The organism is Dolichospermum flos-aquae CCAP 1403/13F, from assembly GCF_012516395.1.
GTDB lineage: Bacteria > Cyanobacteriota > Cyanobacteriia > Cyanobacteriales > Nostocaceae > Dolichospermum > Dolichospermum lemmermannii.
Genome location: NZ_CP051206.1, coordinates 2320165 through 2340964 on the forward strand (window position 1 = coordinate 2320165; position 20800 = coordinate 2340964).

General features: G+C 37.6%; 20 protein-coding genes, 3 tRNA genes and 2 pseudogenes. 9 read left to right on the forward strand and 16 right to left on the reverse strand.

Features of this window, described 5'->3' with window-relative positions; translation table 11 throughout:
• Positions 1 to 22 precede the first annotated feature (22 nt).
• The gene (locus HGD76_RS11465; protein WP_168695857.1) at positions 23 to 811 is read right to left on the reverse strand and encodes a TIGR01548 family HAD-type hydrolase; all 789 of its coding nucleotides are present in this window, start codon (positions 809 to 811) and stop codon (positions 23 to 25) included.
• A gap of 163 nt (positions 812 to 974) precedes the next feature.
• Between HGD76_RS11465 and HGD76_RS11470 the strand changes: the two genes are divergently transcribed.
• The 4 genes from HGD76_RS11470 (at position 975) to HGD76_RS11485 (ending at position 3942) form a co-directional block, all read left to right on the forward strand.
• Positions 975 to 1310 carry an MreC domain-containing protein gene (locus HGD76_RS11470; protein WP_168697429.1) on the forward strand — a complete coding sequence of 112 codons (336 nt, stop codon included), beginning with the start codon at positions 975 to 977 and terminating at the stop codon, positions 1308 to 1310.
• Positions 1311 to 1330: 20 nt separating this feature from the next.
• Entirely contained in the window at positions 1331 to 1567 is a 237-nt protein-coding gene (locus HGD76_RS11475) for a DNA-directed RNA polymerase subunit omega (protein WP_015079483.1), read from the forward strand.
• Positions 1568 to 1680: 113 nt separating this feature from the next.
• Positions 1681 to 2049: a hypothetical protein gene (locus tag HGD76_RS24885; RefSeq protein WP_210967771.1), complete on the forward strand. Its 369-nt coding sequence runs from the start codon at positions 1681 to 1683 to the stop codon at positions 2047 to 2049.
• 255 nt (positions 2050 to 2304) lie between these two features.
• Positions 2305 to 3942 (forward strand): IS1634 family transposase, encoded by a 1638-nt coding sequence (locus HGD76_RS11485; RefSeq protein WP_168697347.1) that lies wholly within the window; start codon positions 2305 to 2307, stop codon positions 3940 to 3942.
• Between the two features lie 397 nt (positions 3943 to 4339).
• On the opposite strand, the gene HGD76_RS11490 is transcribed toward HGD76_RS11485, so the two are convergent.
• From HGD76_RS11490 to ndhL, 5 genes are all read right to left on the reverse strand, one after another.
• Positions 4340 to 5426 (reverse strand): IS630 family transposase gene (locus HGD76_RS11490; RefSeq protein ID WP_168695858.1). Its coding sequence is split into 2 segments (ribosomal slippage): positions 4340 to 4946 and positions 4945 to 5426, totalling 1089 coding nucleotides; the frame shifts between segments, so codons are not numbered across the junction.
• Between the two features lie 563 nt (positions 5427 to 5989).
• Positions 5990 to 6658 carry a heterocyst differentiation related protein gene (locus tag HGD76_RS11500; RefSeq protein ID WP_168695859.1) on the reverse strand — a complete coding sequence of 223 codons (669 nt, stop codon included), beginning with the start codon at positions 6656 to 6658 and terminating at the stop codon, positions 5990 to 5992.
• Positions 6659 to 6897: 239 nt separating this feature from the next.
• Positions 6898 to 7701, reverse strand: a complete 804-nt coding sequence (trpA, locus tag HGD76_RS11505; protein WP_168695860.1) for a tryptophan synthase subunit alpha — start codon at positions 7699 to 7701, stop codon at positions 6898 to 6900.
• Positions 7702 to 7765: 64 nt separating this feature from the next.
• Positions 7766 to 8077: a DUF3007 family protein gene (locus tag HGD76_RS11510; protein ID WP_015078835.1), complete on the reverse strand. Its 312-nt coding sequence runs from the start codon at positions 8075 to 8077 to the stop codon at positions 7766 to 7768.
• Positions 8078 to 8103: 26 nt separating this feature from the next.
• The gene (gene ndhL / locus HGD76_RS11515; RefSeq protein ID WP_080683924.1) at positions 8104 to 8313 is read right to left on the reverse strand and encodes an NAD(P)H-quinone oxidoreductase subunit L; all 210 of its coding nucleotides are present in this window, start codon (positions 8311 to 8313) and stop codon (positions 8104 to 8106) included.
• Between the two features lie 406 nt (positions 8314 to 8719).
• On the opposite strand from ndhL, the gene HGD76_RS11520 reads away from it, so the two are divergent.
• Positions 8720 to 8804, forward strand: a tRNA-Leu gene (locus tag HGD76_RS11520).
• A gap of 217 nt (positions 8805 to 9021) precedes the next feature.
• Here HGD76_RS11520 and HGD76_RS11525 read toward each other — a convergent pair.
• On the reverse strand, positions 9022 to 9789 hold the full coding sequence (locus tag HGD76_RS11525; protein WP_015078837.1) for a ChaB family protein: 768 nt from the start codon (positions 9787 to 9789) through the stop codon (positions 9022 to 9024).
• A gap of 278 nt (positions 9790 to 10067) precedes the next feature.
• Between HGD76_RS11525 and HGD76_RS11530 the strand changes: the two genes are divergently transcribed.
• Positions 10068 to 10919 (forward strand): polysaccharide deacetylase family protein, encoded by an 852-nt coding sequence (locus HGD76_RS11530; RefSeq protein ID WP_168695861.1) that lies wholly within the window; start codon positions 10068 to 10070, stop codon positions 10917 to 10919.
• A gap of 6 nt (positions 10920 to 10925) precedes the next feature.
• On the opposite strand, the gene HGD76_RS11535 is transcribed toward HGD76_RS11530, so the two are convergent.
• The 3 genes from HGD76_RS11535 to HGD76_RS11545 form a co-directional block, all read right to left on the reverse strand.
• On the reverse strand, positions 10926 to 11315 hold the full coding sequence (locus tag HGD76_RS11535; protein WP_168695862.1) for an alr0857 family protein: 390 nt from the start codon (positions 11313 to 11315) through the stop codon (positions 10926 to 10928).
• Between the two features lie 16 nt (positions 11316 to 11331).
• Positions 11332 to 11850, reverse strand: coding sequence for an HNH endonuclease (locus HGD76_RS11540; protein WP_148761764.1), 519 nt, complete (start codon positions 11848 to 11850; stop codon positions 11332 to 11334).
• A gap of 100 nt (positions 11851 to 11950) precedes the next feature.
• Positions 11951 to 12166: a hypothetical protein gene (locus HGD76_RS11545; protein ID WP_015078841.1), complete on the reverse strand. Its 216-nt coding sequence runs from the start codon at positions 12164 to 12166 to the stop codon at positions 11951 to 11953.
• Positions 12167 to 12249: 83 nt separating this feature from the next.
• On the opposite strand from HGD76_RS11545, the gene HGD76_RS11550 reads away from it, so the two are divergent.
• A complete protein-coding gene (locus HGD76_RS11550; RefSeq protein ID WP_015078842.1) occupies positions 12250 to 12585 on the forward strand; it encodes a ribbon-helix-helix domain-containing protein in 336 nt (111 codons plus the stop codon).
• A gap of 189 nt (positions 12586 to 12774) precedes the next feature.
• Here HGD76_RS11550 and HGD76_RS11555 read toward each other — a convergent pair whose 3' ends face one another.
• Positions 12775 to 14448 carry an ABC1 kinase family protein gene (locus tag HGD76_RS11555; RefSeq protein WP_168695863.1) on the reverse strand — a complete coding sequence of 558 codons (1674 nt, stop codon included), beginning with the start codon at positions 14446 to 14448 and terminating at the stop codon, positions 12775 to 12777.
• 665 nt (positions 14449 to 15113) lie between these two features.
• A tRNA-Glu gene (locus HGD76_RS11560) sits at positions 15114 to 15186 on the reverse strand.
• Positions 15187 to 15532: 346 nt separating this feature from the next.
• Between HGD76_RS11560 and HGD76_RS11565 the strand changes: the two genes are divergently transcribed.
• A complete protein-coding gene (locus HGD76_RS11565; protein ID WP_148761759.1) occupies positions 15533 to 17413 on the forward strand; it encodes a cation:proton antiporter in 1881 nt (626 codons plus the stop codon).
• A 22-nt stretch (positions 17414 to 17435) separates the two neighbouring features.
• On the opposite strand, the gene HGD76_RS11570 is transcribed toward HGD76_RS11565, so the two are convergent.
• A complete protein-coding gene (locus tag HGD76_RS11570) occupies positions 17436 to 18566 on the reverse strand; it encodes an aldo/keto reductase (protein ID WP_168695864.1) in 1131 nt (376 codons plus the stop codon).
• Positions 18567 to 19213: 647 nt separating this feature from the next.
• Here HGD76_RS11570 and HGD76_RS11575 point away from each other — a divergent pair.
• Positions 19214 to 19553 (forward strand): annotated as a pseudogene (locus tag HGD76_RS11575) (transposase); the annotation flags it as partial.
• Between the two features lie 222 nt (positions 19554 to 19775).
• Here HGD76_RS11575 and HGD76_RS11580 read toward each other — a convergent pair.
• From HGD76_RS11580 to HGD76_RS11590, 3 genes and pseudogenes are all read right to left on the reverse strand, one after another.
• Positions 19776 to 19848: transfer RNA gene (locus tag HGD76_RS11580), tRNA-Arg, on the reverse strand.
• 49 nt (positions 19849 to 19897) lie between these two features.
• A pseudogene (locus HGD76_RS11585) lies at positions 19898 to 20062 on the reverse strand (M23 family metallopeptidase); the annotation flags it as partial.
• A gap of 317 nt (positions 20063 to 20379) precedes the next feature.
• The gene (locus HGD76_RS11590) at positions 20380 to 20718 is read right to left on the reverse strand and encodes a P-II family nitrogen regulator (protein WP_015079584.1); all 339 of its coding nucleotides are present in this window, start codon (positions 20716 to 20718) and stop codon (positions 20380 to 20382) included.
• Positions 20719 to 20800 lie beyond the last annotated feature (82 nt).

Sequence of the window (20800 nt, forward strand, 5' to 3'; positions counted from 1 at the left end):
AAAAAAATCTCATTGAATGAGATCACAATTCTAATTTAGAAATTGTCCTAATTGTTAATTCTTGGACATTATTCAACACTATCTTTGCCCCAGCTTGTATTAGTTTCTGTGTATAAGCTTCACATCCTTCTACTGTTTCCTGAACGTGGGGAGGTAAAATTCCTACACCTAACCAAGTCCGAGAATTATCTACAGCTTTTGCTTTTTCCACAGTGTGCATATCTGCTACCGTATCACCTACATATACAACTGTTGGTTTTTGATTACTACCATTTTCTAATATATTAATAGTAGCAAAAAGTCCAGTCGGATCTGGTTTACCAGGTGCGTCTTCCATAGCAATTAAAACAGGAGATTGTAAACCCAAACGTTTTTCTAAGATGTAGTTAGCACTCAAACGAGTAGCACCACTAAAAAAACCCCAAGCAATACCAGATTTTGTTAACTCTTCAAAATAACTCGGCTGTGCTAATAAAGGTTCATGACAAATATAGCCATTCCAATTTTTGGTATCTGTACCGCGATAACGGCTTTGAAAATAAGTAACTATGTTGGCATAATCTAATTGTATTTCTTGTCGCTGCTGTCCTTGACTGATAAAATGACGGTAAATTAATTCCAGGGAGGCTTCCCAATCGTTATTCCAAATTCCTTCAGATTTGAGGTGATCAATGTCTACAGGTGTGGGACGATAGGCTTGGGTAGTGAAATACTCTACTGTATCGGAGATAGCGCGACGATATGAACCGCTCACGTCACGGATAACCCCGTCTATATCAAATATAACTATTGCTTTTGTGTTTTCGGTCATGGAAGAAATTGGCAAAGGATGATTTATAAAATTCTATAGTAATCCTATTTGATTTTTTCAGCAGCGTCATGCCTCAAAATAAAAGAGATCCCCAGATAAAAAGTGACAATGCTGATATAATAGACCTACAATTTTGATTAAATCAGTGGCAAACAACATAAAAATGGTAACTATCGTTGTCCTGATTAATATCCTTATTTCCCTCATGCTCCTTTATCTAGCTCAACAATTACGAAAAGCAAAAGATACTTTAGCATTTATAACAGATACATTTAATCAATATGAACGTGCTAGTTATGCAGCCCTACATACAGTACCAGCTAATATTTATATCGGTAAAGAAAAAATTCGCAATCTCCGATTAGAGAACCAAATACTTAAACAGCAAATTCAACAAATGCGCCAAATTCTTAGTTTGATTCTCTTAGTTAGGCAAATTTCCCAAGGATCATTTTCCTTTCCATCTCTAAAATTGAAAAATCCGAGTAAACTGGGATAGAATCTCCAGAGTTATCAATTATGCTTAAACGTTCTAAGTTCGAGACAACTCAGTCTCAAATCATGCACCGTGCAGAAGAATTAATTAGTGCTGCATCAAATCGCTATCGCATTACGGTACAAGTTGCAAATCGTGCTAAACGGCGACGTTATGAAGATTTTGAAAATAACGAAGATTCCATAATGAAGCCTGTTCTCAGAGCAATTATCGAAATGTCTGATGAATTAAATCAGCCAGAAATTATTGGGGAACTATAAAAGGTAAACTAATCACCGTCATACCTGTCAAGGGTTTGGCGGTATTTTGGATAATGAAGAAAATACTAATTTATTTTTAGTCTTCATGATTAAAATATTTTACTTTACTAGATATGACGGATAAAAATTTAGAAGCTTTAATCGTCAAAATTGTCAAAAAGGTAATTAGAAAAGAGATCAAAAATCAAAATCAGGATAATTTACCAATTGTCTTGGCTGATTCTAATTCTCCATTAGATAATTGGCAAAATGCAAATGCTACAGAAGAATTGATTGATGATTTAGAGATTAGTCCTTATACCAGATTACCTGATAAAGAAGATATAGAGCTTGAGCGTAAATTACGAGAACTCAAGTTTAAACAAGAATTGAGAAAAGATTGGATTTCCTTTTTAGTGAAAGATGTAATTGTTTATTCTGCAACTACGATTTTCATTTTTACACTTGCTGGCTTTTATCTATTTCGTATTCCTAGCCATTAGACATCTATGAAATATAACCCACATTCCGCACCCCAAACTGTCACAGATCAAAAAAGCCCTTAAAGTAGTACATAATAACTAAAGTCAATTCAAAAATTAAGATGCTTAATGATAATAAATAGCATTAAAAGCGAAATGGTGTGAGAAAGTGAAACTTGGTAACAAAAGAAAAAAATGAATTGATAACCAAATAAGAAATAATTGATAACAACAGAAGTATGAGAGGAAACTGTTGTGAAATTAAAACCTCAAGAAATGGAAATTCAGAACATAGACCATCTAGGGATAGTAGCAGGAATCATAGATTCAATCGGAATAGTAGAAATAATAAATGAATTAATAGGAGTCGAAAAAGACGAAAAAGTAAATGCAGGTCAAGTGGTAAAAGCCATGATAATAAACGGGTTAGGATTTGTCTCCAAACCGTTATATATGTTTCCCAAATATTTTGAAACAATAGCCTGTGAGCATTTAATAGGAGCAGGAGTAAAACCAGAATATCTCAACGACGATAAATTGGGGAGAGTCATGGATAAACTGTTTATAAAAGGCTTAGATACAATCTTTTTTATCATAGCCTTAAAAGCTGCTCAAAAATTTGGAGTATCACTATCAACATCACATCTAGACTCATCATCAATGCACGTGCATGGGCAGTATAACACTAGCTTACCATTCGTAATATTTGAGAGTCAAAAAGTAGGAAATAACCAAGAATTAGAAGAATTAGCAGTAAAATCACCAAAAGAAATAACCATCACCTACGGTTATTCTCGTGACCATCGTCCAGACTTAAAACAGTTTATCATAGAAATGATATGTTCAGGAGATGGAGACATACCAATATTTTTAAAACTAGCATCGGGAAACCAAGCTGACTCATCATGTTTTGGTAAAATAGCAGTAGAATATCAAAAACAATTAGAAGTTAATAGTCTCATGGTTGCTGACGCTGCTTTATATACAGAATCAAACCTGAAAATGATGTCAGAATTACGTTGGTTATGTCGAGTACCATTAAGCATAAAAGCAGCAAAATCATTAATATCAACATTAGCAGAATCAGAATTTATTGATAGTACAATACCAGGATATAAATTAGCATCAAAAATCCAAAATTATGCAGGGATAGAACAAAGATGGTTAGTAGTGCAAAGTCAAGAAAGAAAAGAATCAGACCTGCATAAGCTCACACAAAAAATTACCAAAGCAGAATCAAAAGCTGTGCAAGATTTGAAAAAGTTATCACAAGAGAGATTTGCATGTGTTGCAGATGCTATCAAGGCATTATCAAAATTATCAAAACAATTCAAATATCATCAAATTCACGAAAGTACGGTGACTCAAGTAAAATCTAATAAAAAAGATACTTCAGGAGAAATATCCTATCAAATATCAGCTACAGTCTCCCAGGATGAAAGTAAAATTAATACAGAATTGCTGAGTGCGGGACGTTTTATTATTGCGACAAATGTTTTAGATTCAAAGGAACTAAGCAATGATTCTATGCTCAGGGAATATAAAGCTCAACAATCATGTGAAAGAGGGTTTGGTTTTCTCAAAGACCCATTATTTTTTGCCGACAGTATTTTCCTCAAAAGTCCTGAGAGAATAGAGTCTTTGGGAATGATTATGGGTTTATGTCTACTGGTTTATACTTTGGCTCAACGTCATATTAGAAATGCTCTTTTGGAGTCTAAATCAACAATTAAAAATCAATTAGGCAAAGCAACTAATCGTCCTACTTTACGCTGGATTTTTCAATGCTTTCAGTGTATTCATTTGGTTACACTCAATCAGGAGAAACATATTTCTAATTGGAATAAGGACAGAGATTTTATCTTGAGTCTTTTACCAGATGATTGTTTACGTTACTATCAATTAGTCAGCTAATTATCATCTCTATCAATTTAATTTCTATGAGTAAAGATGAGCTAATCTCTTTGATTTATAGCTCCATTTTACTATGTCTATAATTTCGTTTTTTACTTTAATTGATTAGTCTAACTTATAATTATTTCTTGAATATCTTCTTTCGCTTATCTATTGACCTCTCCAGGTGGTGTGCATTCTTATTGCTTCTTATTGAGAATAGATTTTGATGACATTTTTGGTGATTTACTGTTTCTCAAATGCCTTTTTTCACTTTATCTGTTTGTTTTGATGCTTCCTTTGATTTTCATCTCCGTAATTTCCCTCTGTAACATTTTGGGGTGCGGAATGTGGGATATAAATGTGTATTTTTTGAAATTCTTATAGAGACGTTATTTGGAACATCTCTATAGGACTCCTATTTGAGTTTTGAACAAATTCCGTACATCTGAAGAGTGGCAAAATCAAAGGTAGTGTGTCGAATAAACCACTCAAACATCCACTTTAAATGCGAGAAGGAAGGTATCAATGCACAGAAACGCCGAACCCATGTTTTAGCTTGTAACCAAATATCCTCAATCGGATTTTGCTCTGGACAATTAGGAGCAAAGCGAACGCAGTGTATTTTCCATTCAGGGGGTTCCAAGCCTTGATTAATTTCTGCCAAAAAACCTCGAATCTCTTTGGAACGATGATAAGTAGCACCATCCCACAAAATCAGTAATCGCTGGTCAGGAGACTGATTTAGAAGATATTGAAGGTAGTCAATAGTATTTTCTGAGTTGCCCTTGTCATCAGCCTTCATCAGTAATTGTCCTTCGAGATAATCAACCGCCCCGTAATATGTCTGTTTTTCGCGCTCATTTACGACTGACACTGTTATTTCTTGGTCTGTTTTCCCCCAAACATAGCCACTTAAGTCTCCCCACATTAAATGACACTCATCAAGCAGCAATACTCTTAACTTTCCTGTCTCAATTTCAACGCGGTGGTTTGCCAATAATGTTTCAATCTCTTTTTTTTTCCGCAACAGCATCTGGATTGGCTTTAGGATTCAATTTTGTGGTTTTTTTCCAACTGATTCCCGCCTCCTCAAATAAGTTATAGTAACTTTGTTTTGACTCATAAACCACGTCGTACTCAAAAGCTAATTTATATTCGAGTTCCCCAAGCTCCCAAATATCCTTAGTTTGCAGCCAACTCAATACTTCTTCTCGTTGTCCACTCGAAAGATAGCCCTTTCTTCCTTGATAGTTCAGCCGCAGTCCGTCAATTCCATGTTCCTCATAAGCTTGTTTCCAACCTGTTATTGACCCTCGTGATACATCTAAAATTGTTTGAATTTCATCGTACAAGTAACCTTGATAAATCAGCTTAACTGCCAGTGCTTTCCTTACCTCACGCGCATCTGGACGCATATCTATAAAATCTTGTAGTTCAGCTATCGCCTCTTCCTGCGATACTTTTACTGTCTGTGTTGCAGTTTCTGAATGCTGACTTATCATTGTTCCTTGTTAGACTTGTATACCTCACCGTATTCTCTCTTAGTCTTGTTCAGAAATCAAATAGGAATCCTATACATAATTTTTATACTGGGAAGCATCCATACCTCCCCGCAATTCATCACAGCTTTTCCATAAAGAACTATAAAGTTCACTTTTCTTAATTGCCATTAGATCCCCGACTTCTTTAATCAGTCTCTTAGAGGTTGTTTGAAAAGTATTATATCAAACCGGTAATCTCCAAAAACCTAACCCCCCTACCCCCCTTCCCTGCAAGGGAATGGGGGTTTTAAAGCCTCTCCCCTTGCAGGGGAGAGGTTTGGAGAGGGGTCAGTCTATACATTCAAAACTTTTCAAACACCCTCTTAATCTATCATATTAACGATCATAGAACTCAGGGATCTTACCATCACATCATCTGCGTTTATCTGCGTTTATCTAGTTCCCAGTCTCTGACTGGGAATGCTATCACAGAGGCTCTGCCTCTACTATTATTGAAGGCAGAGCCTTCTAAAATTCATTCCCATACAGAGTATGGGAACGAGAAAAACTAAATCCCCACCTGCTTATTGCATTTCGTCGTATTCTGCCGTTTCCACTCTTCTAGATTCCATCCGCGAGGAAGGTAAAAACTCAGCCCGACGGACAGGATTTAAAGATGGTGCTTGTCCATTGTAGGGATGAATCACCTGAACTGTCCGAGTACCCCGCTGTTTTGGTGCAAACAAAGAAAGAACACCAGCCACCACAACCCCCCCACCAATAGTCAACGTCGCACCACCCACAGCCCAAAGCATGGGTGAAGACCACCAATTATTTTGTTCAGGTTGTTGTAATGATGTCGCCATTTTTTGTTGATTAGCTTGTTGTGCTAATTGCCACTCCCGTTGGGTAAAACTTTGAGCTTGTACCTGGAATTGTTGGTTTTGTAACTTGAGTTGCTCATTGTCGCTTTTCAACTTCTCCAATTGCATATTCATTTTCAGCTTTTCCATTTCTAGACGCTGATCAGAATTAGGAGCAGTTGGGGGTTGAGTAGTTGTGGGTTGATTAAAATAGGCAGGTTGCCCGTAATTGGGAGGATACTGCATTACCTGGGGAGCCATAACTGTCCCTGGCATTTGGGGGCTAACACCAAAATTCGATGGGATTGGGGTATTTGTTCCTTTCAGCAAGACTAAAGCCGCTAACCCAGCCACCGCGACTCCGCCAATAAATGCCATACTTTCGCTCATTGCTGTTACCCCTCAAATACTACAGAACAGTAACTCAGTTGTGACTGACACACTCTCACACGCATAATTTTTTGCCTACTTTGATAGTATATTTAAGTTAAGGGTCAAGATAAACCAGTGTATTAGTTAGTTTTTTTGTCTATCCTAAGATATGCTGTTATTATTTAAGACGATCACAGTCAAATTGTCCACTAAAAAATAACAAAAAAATACACTGTTTGGCAATTTCTCCCTTGGGTTTAAGAGGGATTTTTGATAGCTATCTTGAGACTTTGGCAAAATTTAGCGATCGCATCTAATCCCTGCTCTGGTGTACCTTCTGCCAGTCGTTTCACAATAGCACTACCCACAATTGCTGCATCTGCGTCCCATGCTTTCACTTGTCGCGCTTGTTCAGGATCAGAAATCCCAAACCCGACACCGATGGGTTTATCTGTAACATTGCGAATTTGTTGGAGTAAATCACCAACTCGTGTTTGCATTTGGGTTCGTATTCCCGTGACACCAGTAACACTGACCAAATAGATAAATCCCTGGGAAGCGCGAGCGATCGCTTCTATTCTTTCAGCAGAACTCGTAGGAGCTACCAATAAGGTTAAATCTATTCCCATCTCCGCCGCTGGTTTAATGAGTCCTGCTGACTCTTCCAAAGGCAAATCAGGCACAACTAAACCTGCTACCCCAGCATCTTTAATTTGCCCCAAGAACTTATCAACACCTCGATATAAAATCGGATTGTAATAGGTAAATAAAATAATTGGCGATCGCAAACTCGGACTAAGCCCCTTGAGCATCTCTAACACCTGCTCTAAAGTGGTCCCCCGTGCCAAAGCGCGAGTAGCCGCAGCCTGAATCACCGGACCATCAGCCAAAGGATCAGAATAGGGGACACCCAACTCAATGATATCAGCCCCAGAATTATCAAGAACCTGCAAAGCCTTAGCAGTAGTTTCTAAATCTGGATCACCAGCCGTAATAAAGGGAATCAACGCGCACTCTTGATTCCGTCTCAAATTTTCAAAGCAACGAGAAATAGCAGTCATTTCACCTAGTCAGTAGTTAGTGGTCAGTGGTCATTTGTCAACAAACCACTGAACAATAATAACCCTAAACCTGAGATTCTTTTTCCTCTTCAATCTTCGCTTGCAGTTTAGCTAATTCTTCCGGAGAAAGTTCATCCAGACGCTTTTGCAAAAAAGCCGTTTCATAAGCTTCCCGTTGTTGATGGTAGGTCATTTTATTCCCCATCGCGCGGAAAAGATAGGTACATAACCAGCCAATTAAGCCAGCAATCAAGAAAACTTGACTCCAGATACCAGCATTCTGACTATCTAAACCTACTACTTGCAAACCCACATAAGCCAAGCCACCGGCGACAAAAACGCCGAAGCCAATACCAATCGCGTCAATACGTCGCATGAGAATTATGACCTACCAATCTTAATTTAAGCAATTTTTCGCGGACGGGGGTTCAAATTCACAAACGGGGAGAGAACTAGCAACCCCGGAAAGAAAAAGAACACTAAAAAGTACATAAACACCCGTTCCACAGAACCACAGGTATACCATCTTAAACTCAAGTAGAAAAAGACAGCAATGGGGATTACCAGCAAATAAGCGCCAGCCAAACTCAGATACAGTAGTGCTACAACCATATTCCTTACCGCAATTTGAACTATATTTGGTGCATTCACTTCCCATGATATGCCCAATGGCTAAGTTGAGGAAATCAGTAATTATCAGAACTGACGCGAAATATCTCTCAAAACCTCTTACCTTCGCGGTCTTCGCTTCTTCGTGGTTCATTTATTCCTGGTTCATTTAATTGTGTTATTTTCCATCCCCCAAAAATAAATTGCCCAAAAATCGAAACTTGTGATATAATGTTCTCCAGTCATCAAGCGTGAGCTAAATGGCTAACCTAAAATTTTGTTTCAGTGCTAAATGTCAAATATTAGCGTTAGCAAATAAAATTTTAAAATCTACTTGCCAAAAAAAAGCAATTAGTGGTATAACAGACAAGCGGGTGAATACTGCCTCAAAAACAGTAAATAACCTTACGGGAGCGTGGCGGAATGGTAGACGCTACGGACTTAAAATCCGTTGACCTTAAACGGTCGTGGGGGTTCGAGCCCCCCCGCTCCCATCTAAAAATTAATCGAAAATGCACCAAGTCTTTTGATTTGGTGCGTTTTTGTATTTAAAGATTTTAGGAACTTCTAATTAGAGACTTCCAATTAAAAAAATATCCCAAAATCTCTTGTGGTGCGGGCATCTTGCCCGCTAACAACACAAGGACGGGCAAGATGCCCATCCCACAAAATTGGATCATCTTTTTTGTGGAATTCTCTTAGAAGAACATCCTATCGCAAAACTTTAACTTTTGACCAAACGCCATTTTCATCTTCATCAAATCGCTTATGAACTTCATCCCAAGCCATTTGTTCAGATGTAAGCTTGTCCATATTATCATTCAGTGCAGTATTATAGCGTTCAATGAATATATTCTGAGCTTCTGGTGAAAGATGGGTGCGAACTTCAGGAGATAAATCATCTGAATTTTTGCATTTTCCAGGACAAGGATGAGGTAGTGTTTTGCCAATGATATTAATTTCTTCACCACCTGAACTTTCCAATAGTAATTGAAATTCGCCACTCCGATTGATCGGGACTTCGATCATTAATAAAAATTCACCAGCTTCTAAGCGGGTTTGATAAACCGTAGCTTTGTCTTCTGACATCCCCAAGGCAGTAAGAACTGATACCAAACCTGCCCCAGCACTACCAGCGAGCGCTCCACTTGCGGCCCCTAATAATATCGCTCCAATCGGACCTGCTGCCACAATTGGACCAACAAAGGGAATAAATAATACACCGACCCCAGTTAATAAACTAAGGAAAGAACCAAATAAAGAACCAAAAATCGCCCCAGTTCTTAATCCTCCCAAAATTACATCCCGCTTAGTAATAAAGCCAGCAATTCTGGTTTCTGATTGAAAATTTCTGCCCAAGACGGATATATAATCGCTGGAAACGCCTCTATCTAGTAACCGATGAATTACATCATCAATTTGTTTCTGTTCTTTAAATATAGATGAGATGGTACGCTCTGCTTGATATGTTTCTGACATTTGTCCACTCATTTTACTGTGATTATTGACTGTGCCTATAAATACTAATTGAATTAAATATTTTCTTAATCAATCTTTAGAGAGAATTGGCTGTAATATTCAATAGATAAATCTCATCCCCAATAAAAAAATCCTAGAAGTTGCGAAACCCCGCGTTTGATGACTTTTGTAAATGCAGTTTCTAACTGCCGATTTAGTCAAATCCTTACCCAACTAAGTTTTTTATTAATTTTGGAAGATTTCAATTTCCCAACCTGTAGAATATATCACAGAACTTTATGCCCAAAAATTATAATTCCTTTCCCACAAATAACCACAATAAAAGACTAAAAGTAATTGCTATTGCCGCAATAGCATTGTCTTTTACAGCTTGTACTAACATCCCAAATCCACGCCAATTAAAAACCAATAGCGAACCCTTAAAAGTTGCCATTCCGACTAATCAAATTAATCCCAAATCACAACTACTAACTAAAGTTGAAAACCTAGATTTTACTGTCCCAGCTAAATATCAAGCAAAAACTATCTATAAAGTTGAACCCAGCAATAAAGAGAAAGTAATTGCTTTAACTATTGATGATGGTCCCTGGCCAAAAACCACCGCAGAAATGTTAGATATCCTCAAACGAAATCATGTAAAAGCTACATTCTTTTGGGTAGGAAGTGCCTTACAAGAAAATCCCGAAATTGCCAAACGAGTTGTAGCTGAAGGCCATGCTATTGGTAATCATACTTGGCATCATTGGTATCGAAAGATGGATGAAGCCACAGCTAAAAGTGAAATTGAAAAAACAAATGAATTAATCTATAAAACAACAGGTGTCAAAACATCATTTTTCCGTCCCCCTGGAGGCTATTTAAACAACGGATTAGCTGCTTATGCTAAAAGTCAGAAAAACTCCGTTGTTATGTGGTCAGTGACTTCAGCAGACACCGATCCGCGGGCAAAATATCAAGTATTTGTGAAAAATGTGATCAGAGATGCTAAACCCGGTTCTATTGTGTTAATGCACGATGGTGGCGGAAATCGGGAAAGAACAGTCAAAGCCTTGCCAGCAATCGTCAGCGGACTCAAACAGCAAGGCTACCGATTTGTTACAGTTCCTGAACTTTTAGAAATGCAGCCATGATCATCCTTACTCAGTGACGACAGAAGCACAAATTTGAGACTCTTGCCAAAGTTTATACAAAAAAAACTCCGTGCTATAGCTCATAGTGGTGACAAATACACCGACAGCATCATGATTACCATCAGATAACCAAGAACCATCGAGGGTAACTTCTAAGTATTCAGGATCACAGTTAGATAAGCCCATAATTTCACTATCATGGCGATTTACTTCGGCTTTTAGTCTTTCTACTCCTGGCAAATCAAGAGGTAGCAAAAAGGAAGCTGTGGTGGGTTCAATCCGCAAAGTTTGACTGACACGCAGTGCCAAAATCACTCTTTGCGCTACCCATTCTTCGAGAGATTGAGTGAGACACTCTAAATAAAAACTGTTATTGGTGTAAGTTAATTTCAGCATTCCTTTTGCTCTCCTGTTATTCCAGGTTTGCTTGCATATCATTCCAAAACTTCTCAGCAAATATCACCGTTGGGTGAATAGGTGCTTTCGGTAATTTCCGCAAAGGCATTCCAGCTTCAGCGGGTGTTTTATTGCCTTTGCGAGAGTTACATTTTTCGCAGGCTATGACTACGTTATCCCAAGTATGTCGGCCACCTTTAGATCGGGGGATAACATGATCTAGGGTGAGGTGTTTGTTAGTACCGCAATATTGACAACTGCTATGATCTCGTCGTAAAACCTCCCGACGATTGACTGGCGGAATTTTCCACATTCGTTCCGTAGCAGCAATTGTTAAGCGGATGTGCTTGGGTACAGACAGCACAAATCGAGATGAGTGAATTAACCAACCGTCTTCTGTCGAAAATTCTAATGGTTCGGCTTTATTGCTGACTAGCAACACTATCGCCCGCTTGATATTTATCCGACACAGTGGTAAGTAATTCTGGGAAAACACGACTACAGATTGCTCTAATACTTGGATTGCGCTTGTCACAGCCTAACTCCTTATAAAAAAACCCCCGGTTCTGTCTTAGACGCTGCGGGGGTTAACAATTGACCTGATGGTTTTCGTCTTATTTTGGTACAGCATTTCTTTACCTGTACCTCCCGCGTTTGATCTCTATTTGTGGTTTTGTATTCAGCAAATTCATGCTGGGATATTTAAAATCATAATTGCCTTTTGTTCTTTGCCCTTGATGTTGGCTATCCTTGCCCATAAATAAATTCTCCACGTCCGCAGCAGCAAATTCCCAACTGCCGAGGCGTTTGGTTGCTTGTGAAGAGGTAGAGATGGGATAAATGGATTTCACAGAAAATTTCACCTATTGAACATTCCTTTAAACATACTACACTTGTATTACTATCCTGTCTATACCTATAAGGAGAAAAAATCATGCAGACCATTACACGCACCCCAACAACTGATATGGAAGTTACCAGTATTCGTCTAGAACGGAAACTCAAGGAGAAACTTAAAGATATCGCTGGTAATCAGGGATATCAGTCTCTAATTCGAGATATTCTCTGGAATTATATCCAGCAAAAATCAGGTGAGTGGAAACCGCGTTTTTCTAAATCTGATATTCGCGCTAGTATTGCTGCTGTAGCCCAACAAGATGAGCGTTGTGTCCTCACAGGTAAATTAATTGCATCACAACAGTCAATGTTATTGGGATTGACGAGGAATGGTGATATGGTTCCTCTGAGTCTTGAGAGTTTGGTTGATTAGTCGGTAATTTTAGTTAATTTTACCCAGACGCTACCTTAGTAACTGGGTAAAATACTAATTTTTAGATTTATTTAAGACAATTTCCTGGATTAATTCAGGTTTCCCGTGTTAATTCGGATGCAAAGCCTGAGATTTCCGGGTTAATTATAGAGGAATTACGGAAGACGTTAGACCTGAATCCTTACTTAGCTACTTTTTGCCCATTTTTTCTATTTTCTCTATCACTGCTAATTTCATTAACGATTTAACTAATAAATATAGACAAAAAGCACATAGACAAAAAATTGCGATCGCCCAATTATGATACTTGGCAATGATTAAGATTAACCCCGTCAACAGACTAAATCCTGTTAAACAAGCATAAATTAAGGTTTTGATGGCTAGATAAATTCGTCCTAATATGCGATCGCTTTCAACATTTTTAACTCTTAATTGTAACTCTCCTCTTTCAATTCTTTCCTCTAATTTCTTAACTAAAACTTCGGTTTTATTCGGTTTTGTCAGTTGATATTGAATAAAATCCCTAGCTTGATGGCTTAATTGAGCGATTGTACTTCCTTTACTTTTTGTGACTGCCAGACTTTTGATAAATGCCTGGGATAATACTGTAGGATTATATTGAGGCTCTAAAGTCCTGGCAATACCATCTAATGTAGTTATAGCTTTTAAAATAAATGTCATTTGAGCAGGTAAGCGAAATGGTTGCTGTTCAAACATTTCATAAAGTTCAATTTTTACCTCACCTAATGCTTTAATATCTAAAGGTTTATCGGTGAATTTATCTAATAAAAATGTGACTAATCTTTTTACTGGAGTCATATCTGGGATAGGTTCAAGTAATCCCATCCTCATTAAAGTATTTACTACCTCATTACTATCCTTTTTTAAAATAGCAAAAAAAGTTTTAATCATCTCCTCCTTATTCAAAGTTCCGATTTCTGACATCATGCCAAAATCATAGAAGATAATACTCCCATCTGGATTGACGGACATATTCCCTGGATGGGGATCAACTTGGAAAAACCCATCTTGTAATAGTTGCTTTAAATAACAACAAATACCCGTTTCATTTACCTGATGAATATTAATTCCGCAGGCTTCCAAAGCCGCTTTATCATTAATTTTAATTCCCGGTTTATATTCTAAAGTTAATATCTTCGTTGTTGTATATTGCCAATAGACTTTAGGGACAATAACTCGCGGATATCCACGAAAATTTTCTCGGAATTTATCTGAATTTTTTCCCTCTTGAATATAATCAATTTCTTGAAACAACAAATCAAAGAACTCATTGTAAATTGATTGTAAATTATACTTTCTTACCCCAGCCAAATATTTATTGCAAAACTTAATTAACTGTAATAATATCTTAAAATCTAAATTAAATAAAGTCTCTAAACCCGGACGTTGGACTTTAACAACCACCTCTTCGTTAGAGTATAATGTAGCCTTATGAACTTGACCTAAACTAGCAGCAGCCAAAGGATTAAATTCAAATTCTTTATAGATAAATTGTAGAGGTTTACCTAATTCTAATTCAATCATCTTAATTGCCTCTTGACTACTAAAAGCCGGAACTTGATCCTGTAAAGTTCCCAAAGCTTCTATATATTCTAGAGGCAATAAATCGGCACGAGTTGACAAAGTTTGACCAATTTTAATAAAAGTAGCACCTAAATCAATTAAAGTATTCACAAACCAAGTAGCGCGGTTTTTCTTATGTTCTAAAGAATCTTGAGGAAAAATACTATCCCACCACAGAAATAACATAAATTTAGCCGCAGCCCTGAAAATGTCTATTTTTCGGGCTAAGGTAGAATATTTAGTTTTTTGCCAACGAAACTTTTTAGACTTTGCCATCATAAATATAAACAAAATTTGATGTTTCCATGATTAATTGTTTATAATATAGCGGTAATTGTTGGCTATTTCTTTCCTAGCTCCTGAATAATTACACTGCATAGTATAAATTATTAAACACCGTCCCAATGAAGACTTGTAAACTAAGGGACTCCCAAATAAAAAAATGTCCCAAAACTGACGCAAAAATTCTCTCTCTGTGTTCTCTGTGCCTCTGTGGTTCGTTTATTGGGATAATTTATTTCTTGCAAGTCCCTAATCGTGTAGTAATTAGCCTGTGGTATACAGCGGTTTCCGCTCTTATGAGGTACAAAGTTGAATCATGAAACTCTTGTAGTGTGGGCATACTTCGACCCTTCGACAGGCTCAGGGCATCGCTTGCTCAGTACAAGTCTTGCCCGCTAGATATGTACCTCATAACACCGGGAAGTGCTGTATATAAGCAATTAACACAATAGTCTAACTCTCCATACTAAACACGGTTGGGAAATGGACTTTTGCAAGATTACAAAAAACCTGGATTTGTAAGGGTTTAGCAATGCTAAACCCCTACCTATTGAGCCGTATTGAGTATAACAAAATTAAATCTTGTAAATATTCCGACACAGGAATCACAAAAACATCAAAGGGATAAAAAAAGAAAAATTCTTTTTCTATCCCTTTTATAATACCCCCAAGGGAATTCGAATCCCTGTTACCTCCGTGAAAGGGAGGTGTCCTAGGCCTCTAGACGATGGGGGCTTGTTTCTCTTCACTTTCAACAATATAGCGGGTTTTTTTGAGAATGTCAAGAGGTTTTGGAAAGATTTTTTTAGAGGAGGTGAAAAAGCCACAAAGTAAGGAGCAGGGGGAATATTTCTGGACTATTAACCCTGTCCTTTTGCCAAGAAAAATAAATTCTTGAGAAATTTCTAGTAGTCTGTCAAATTTATTTTGACGGGTTTTTGGTAGTGCGGGCATCTTGCCCGCGTCGCTTATATCTCAAGGCTTTAGCCCCTGAGCTTTACGCTTACCGGATATTTCTGTAAAGTTAATATTTATGATTCTTTAGAGAGGATTTTGAAATCAATGGCTCAAAATCTACAATATGGAAGCACCTTTTGAAATCACCCTCCAGATGGTGATCACTGTTTTTGCAGGCATTAGCGCCCAGGTAATGGCTGCATATTTCAAACTACCCAGCATCGTCTTACTACTCCTCTTAGGCATCCTTTTAGGTAAAGACGGGCTGGGGATATTACAACCCCATTTACTAGGAACAGGATTAGAAGTGATTGTTTCCCTAGCAACAGCAATCATTTTGTTTGAAGGAGGACTCAAATTAGATCGCCAGGAGTTGGGCAAAGTTTCCCTCAGTCTCCAGTTACTCGTCACCTTGGGAACTCTGATCACCCTACTAGGGGGAAGTCTTGCGGCGCACTGGCTAGGGGAGTTTCCCTGGAATATAGCAGTTCTGTATGCGTCCATTGTTGTTGTCACCGGACCGACCGTAATTGGTCCATTAATTCAACAAATTAACGTAGATAGACAAGTAGGAACGCTATTAGAAGGCGAAGGAGTGTTAATAGATCCAGTGGGAGCTATCCTAGCTTACGTTGTCCTGGATACGATTTTAAATGGTGATACAGACCCGATTAATGCCATTATTGGTCTAATTTTACGTTTCGCTGTGGGTGCGGGCATTGGTGGCGTTGGTGGATATTTAATGAGTTGGATGTTTAAACGCGCCAATTTCATTTCCTTTGAACTGAAAAATCTGGTTGTACTGGCAGTTTTATGGGTGTTGTTTGCCCTAGCGCAAATGATTCGCTCTGAATCAGGAATTATGACCACAGTAGTAGCCGGTGCGGTGTTTGCTAACTCTTCAGTTCCCGAAGAGCGGTTATTGCGAAGCTTTAAAAATCAACTGACAATTCTCAGCGTTTCTGTTTTATTCATCCTCCTAGCGGCTGATTTATCCATTGCCAGTGTCTTGGCTTTAGGTTGGGGGAGTTTATTCACCGTTTTGGTGTTAATGTTTGTTGTTCGCCCCATTAACATTATTTTGTGTACTTGGAATAGTGATCTGAATTGGCGACAGAAACTATTTTTAAGTTGGGTTGCACCCAGAGGCATAGTCTCCGCCTCTGTAGCGTCTTTATTTGCGATTTTACTGACACAGAGGGGCATTAATGGTGGTGATTCGATTAAAGCTTTAGTCTTTTTGACAATTATCATGACGGTTTTTTGTCAAGGTTTAACCGCTGGCTGGTTGGTTAAATGGTTACGAATTACCTCTAAAGATGCAACTGGGGCGGTAATTGTGGGCTGTAATCCCTTGGGTTTATTAATTGCCCGCTTTTTTCAAGAACGGGGAGAAAGTGTAGTGATGATTGATACTGACCCGGAACGGTTAGCCCAAGCTGAAGCCCAAAATCTCCGAGTGATTGCTAGTAGTGCTTTAGATGGGGAAATACTGGAAGAAGCTGGTATTGGTTCGATGGGGACTTTTTTAGCCATTACCAGTAATGGTGAAGTGAATTTTGTTTTAGCTCAACGGGCTGCTGAGGAATTTAATCCTCCCCGTGTTCTAGCCATATTCCCCCGACATCCTCAAGGATCTCCTTCGGAGAATAGTAAAGTTGATCAAGCTTTTGTCTCTGATTTACCAGTAAAAACTTGGAATGAATATTTGATGAATGGACAGGTGAAATTGGGAACAACTACATTAAATGCGGCAGAATTTGACTCTCAACAAGAACATATACAAGAAAAAATTCGAGATGGGATTTTAGTACCACTGTTGTTAGAAAGACAAGAACGTTTACAGGTAATGTCGGCTACTCAAGAATGGGAAATAGGCGATCGCATTATCTATCTATTATATGATTCCCGTCCTAATCTTTTAAAACTTCTTTCTGGTGCTAGTCAGTCTACACCGCTAACTATGGAAACATTAGCAGAAGTTGAAGAAGTAAAAGTTAAATAACTTTAGATTTTAGATTTTGGATTTATCCCCATAATCTTCTCCCTGCTTTCCCCTGCAATCTTTCATGGGTATCTTTTAGCAAAGTAGGAATATCTAAATTTTCTGGACATTTGGGCAAACAATCACCACATTCTGTGCAACGGTTAGCTTTCATACCTGGAAACCAATGACCGGCATTTTCAAACATTCCATAACGGTATTCTCCATAATCTTTCATATCATAAGCTAGGGCTAAATTTCGTAATCTTAAAACTTCGGGAATATGAATATTTTCTGGGCAAGGTAAACAATCATAACATTGACTACATTTATCAGTTAGTAAAACATCATTTTGCTGATTTTCTAATTTTTCAAAAATATCAATTTCAGCTTTAGTTAATTCATTTGGAGGATCAAAAAGTTCTGGAGATATTACTAACTCTTCTGGTTTTGCTGGTCCTATACTCACAGTATTAATGCGGTTATCACTTAGCAAAAAACGATAATTTAAATTTAATGGTGTGAATGGATAACAGAGTTCTTTTAAAGTTTGGGGTGGAGTATATAATTTTCCGCCCTTATCCGTAGGAGAAATAATAAAAACGCCCATATCTTTTTCTGTTGTCAACTGAATTGCAGGGGCATTATGTTGAAAAAAATAGTAATAATGAAGATTAACAAATTCAAAAAAATCTGTATTTATAGCTGCTAAAATTACATCTAATGAACCGTGAGTAGAAAACCCAATATGTCGCACTCTCCCATCATTAATAGCTTCCTCCACAGCCTGCATACAACCATTTTTAGCTTGTACCCATTCTAAATGTTGCCAAGTATTTAATCCATGAATTCCTAAACAATCCAGATAATCTAAATTCAAGCGATTTAAAGATTCATCAATATACCGACGCATAGTGTCAGCATCTGGTGTTGGGGGAATTTTAGTAGTAATATAAATTTGATTACGGGGTACTGATAAACCAGCTTTTATAGCTTTACCCAAATATGCTTCACTATCACCATAACCTCTAGCTGTTTCTAAATGATTAATTCCTAAAGATAAAGCTTTTTCAATGGTCTGTTGGACATTTTCACTATCAGTTAAATAGCGCATTGTTCCCAATGAAAAAACAGAAAGATGTAAATTAGTTTTACCAAAACGACGATATTGCATATAGCAGGTAATCAGGAATTATCTTATCTAATAGACATATCCAAAATAGTAACATTTTATGGTAAAAGAATATAATAATTAGTTTTCAACAGGAAAATATGAGTTTAATACTGAATCACATTGAAGAGAATCATAAAGAAACACAAAGATTAATTAAGTAAGTCGGCACGATAAAATCAATATACATTTTTTTCGTAAAAACCCTTAAATAACCTATCTATAAGGTATTTGTCGAATTTACATTTCGTTACATATGTTGATTGTTTAACGCCAACTTACTTAGTCTAGATTATGAGCAGCTACAAAAATTAATTCAAAAGCTCGAACAATTATACAATGAGAAACAAGATTTATTAGAATCAAATAAAACTAGAATCATTGCAGGTGGAGGTGGTAGAAAACCTAAATTATCGCTCCCAGAACAAATAATTTTGACTTTGGTTTATCTCAGACATCTAACTAGGGCTTGCTGAATAAACATAGAACCGTGACAAATCAATGACTTGAGGGGGATAGAAGATGAAAAGGTGCAAGAAAAAGAGTTAAAATGCGTAAAAACCCTTGCACGAAAGCGTATTAAGATGTATAAAAAAGCGCAATAACAAGAAACAGCACCAGAAAAGTTTCAACTACCTTTCGAGGAGAAATTGGCATTAGATAATCGGTGGGTAATCATGACAAAAATGATACCTTGGTCTGAATTTGAAGCAGAATATGCAGCAATATTTTCCTCGGAAATAGGCGCACCAGCCAAAACATTTAGGATGGCATTAGGAGCATTGATAATCAAAGAAAAATTAGGAGTTAGTGATAGAGAAACAGTAGAACAGATAGGGGAAAACCCTTACCTGCAATACTTTATAGGAATGTCAACAAGATAGTAATAAACCACCATTTGACGCTTCAATGCTAGTTCACTTTAGAGAAAGAATAGACATAAATTTAGTTAACAAAATCAATCGAAAAATTGTGGAACAGACGTTAGAAATAAAATTACTTAGTTATCTTTTTTCTTGCCTTTCCCCACTTTTTCAGCAAGCCCTAAATATTTTTTTAGGCACAATAAAAAGTTTTGCCATACTATAAGAAGTGTGGCAAAGAAATTATTGATGCCTGACAAATAAATTGTCAACGCGGACAATAATTTGGCAAGACGGACACCAACTTGTCAACGCGGTCAAATAATCTGACAAGTGACATTATAAAAAATGAGCGCGGAGGGATTCGAACCCCCGACCTACAGGACCGGAACCTGTTGCTCTATCCACTGAGCCACGCGCCCTTATACATTTGATAGTATAACATACTTTTTGAATTTAAACAGCATTTAATTATAAGTAATTTGCTGGGTCAACAGGTGTACCATCGCGGCGGACTTCAAAATGGAGATGGAGACCCGTAGAGAAGCCTGTAGAACCGACAGCAGCGATCGCTTGTCCTTTTTGTACAGTTTGTCCTTTTTGTACAGTTTGTCCTTCACTGATATATAATTCGCTACCACAATCTAATTTTTTGCAAAAATACCCTTAATACCCTTAATACCCTTTTCAACTAGTTACATTTAGCCCAAAAAGTGCAGACATAAACAGTATTATGCCTGACCGAAAAGACGGGACAGCCCCGTCCTTCCAGGACGGCTTTATGTTAAAGGTATTCAAAAATCCGAAATTACTGATTGTGACACTGGGGGGTGCGGAATGTGGGTTGGAAGACCCTTAGAGGGTGTATAAAAGGCGCTGCTGATTTTCTGTTTTCACATTTACAGACTCAGCAACGCCAATTTTTTGGATATTCAACACCCAATACTTAATACTTATACGGCTTCCGTATTTTTTTCTCCTGTCCGAATGCGGACAATTTGTTCAACAGAGGAGATGAAAATTTTACCATCACCGATTTCACCAGTCCGGGCTGCGGAGATAATCTTATCTACAACCATATCAACTTGGGCATCTTCAACAACGATTTCCACTTTCAGTTTTTGGAGAAACTCTACCGTGTATTCCGAACCCCGATAGCGTTCGGTTTGCCCTTTTTGCCGTCCAAAACCCCGAACTTCAGAAACTGTCATCCCAACAATACCCGCATTAACTAGGGCAATTTTCACTTCATCTAGTTTAAATGGACGGATAATGGCTTCTACTTTTTTCATTTTTTTGATTCCTGACTTCTAATAACGTCGTTTATATATCTAAGCAGATTCGTTGTCTCAGGCTGTAAATATAGTCATAGTT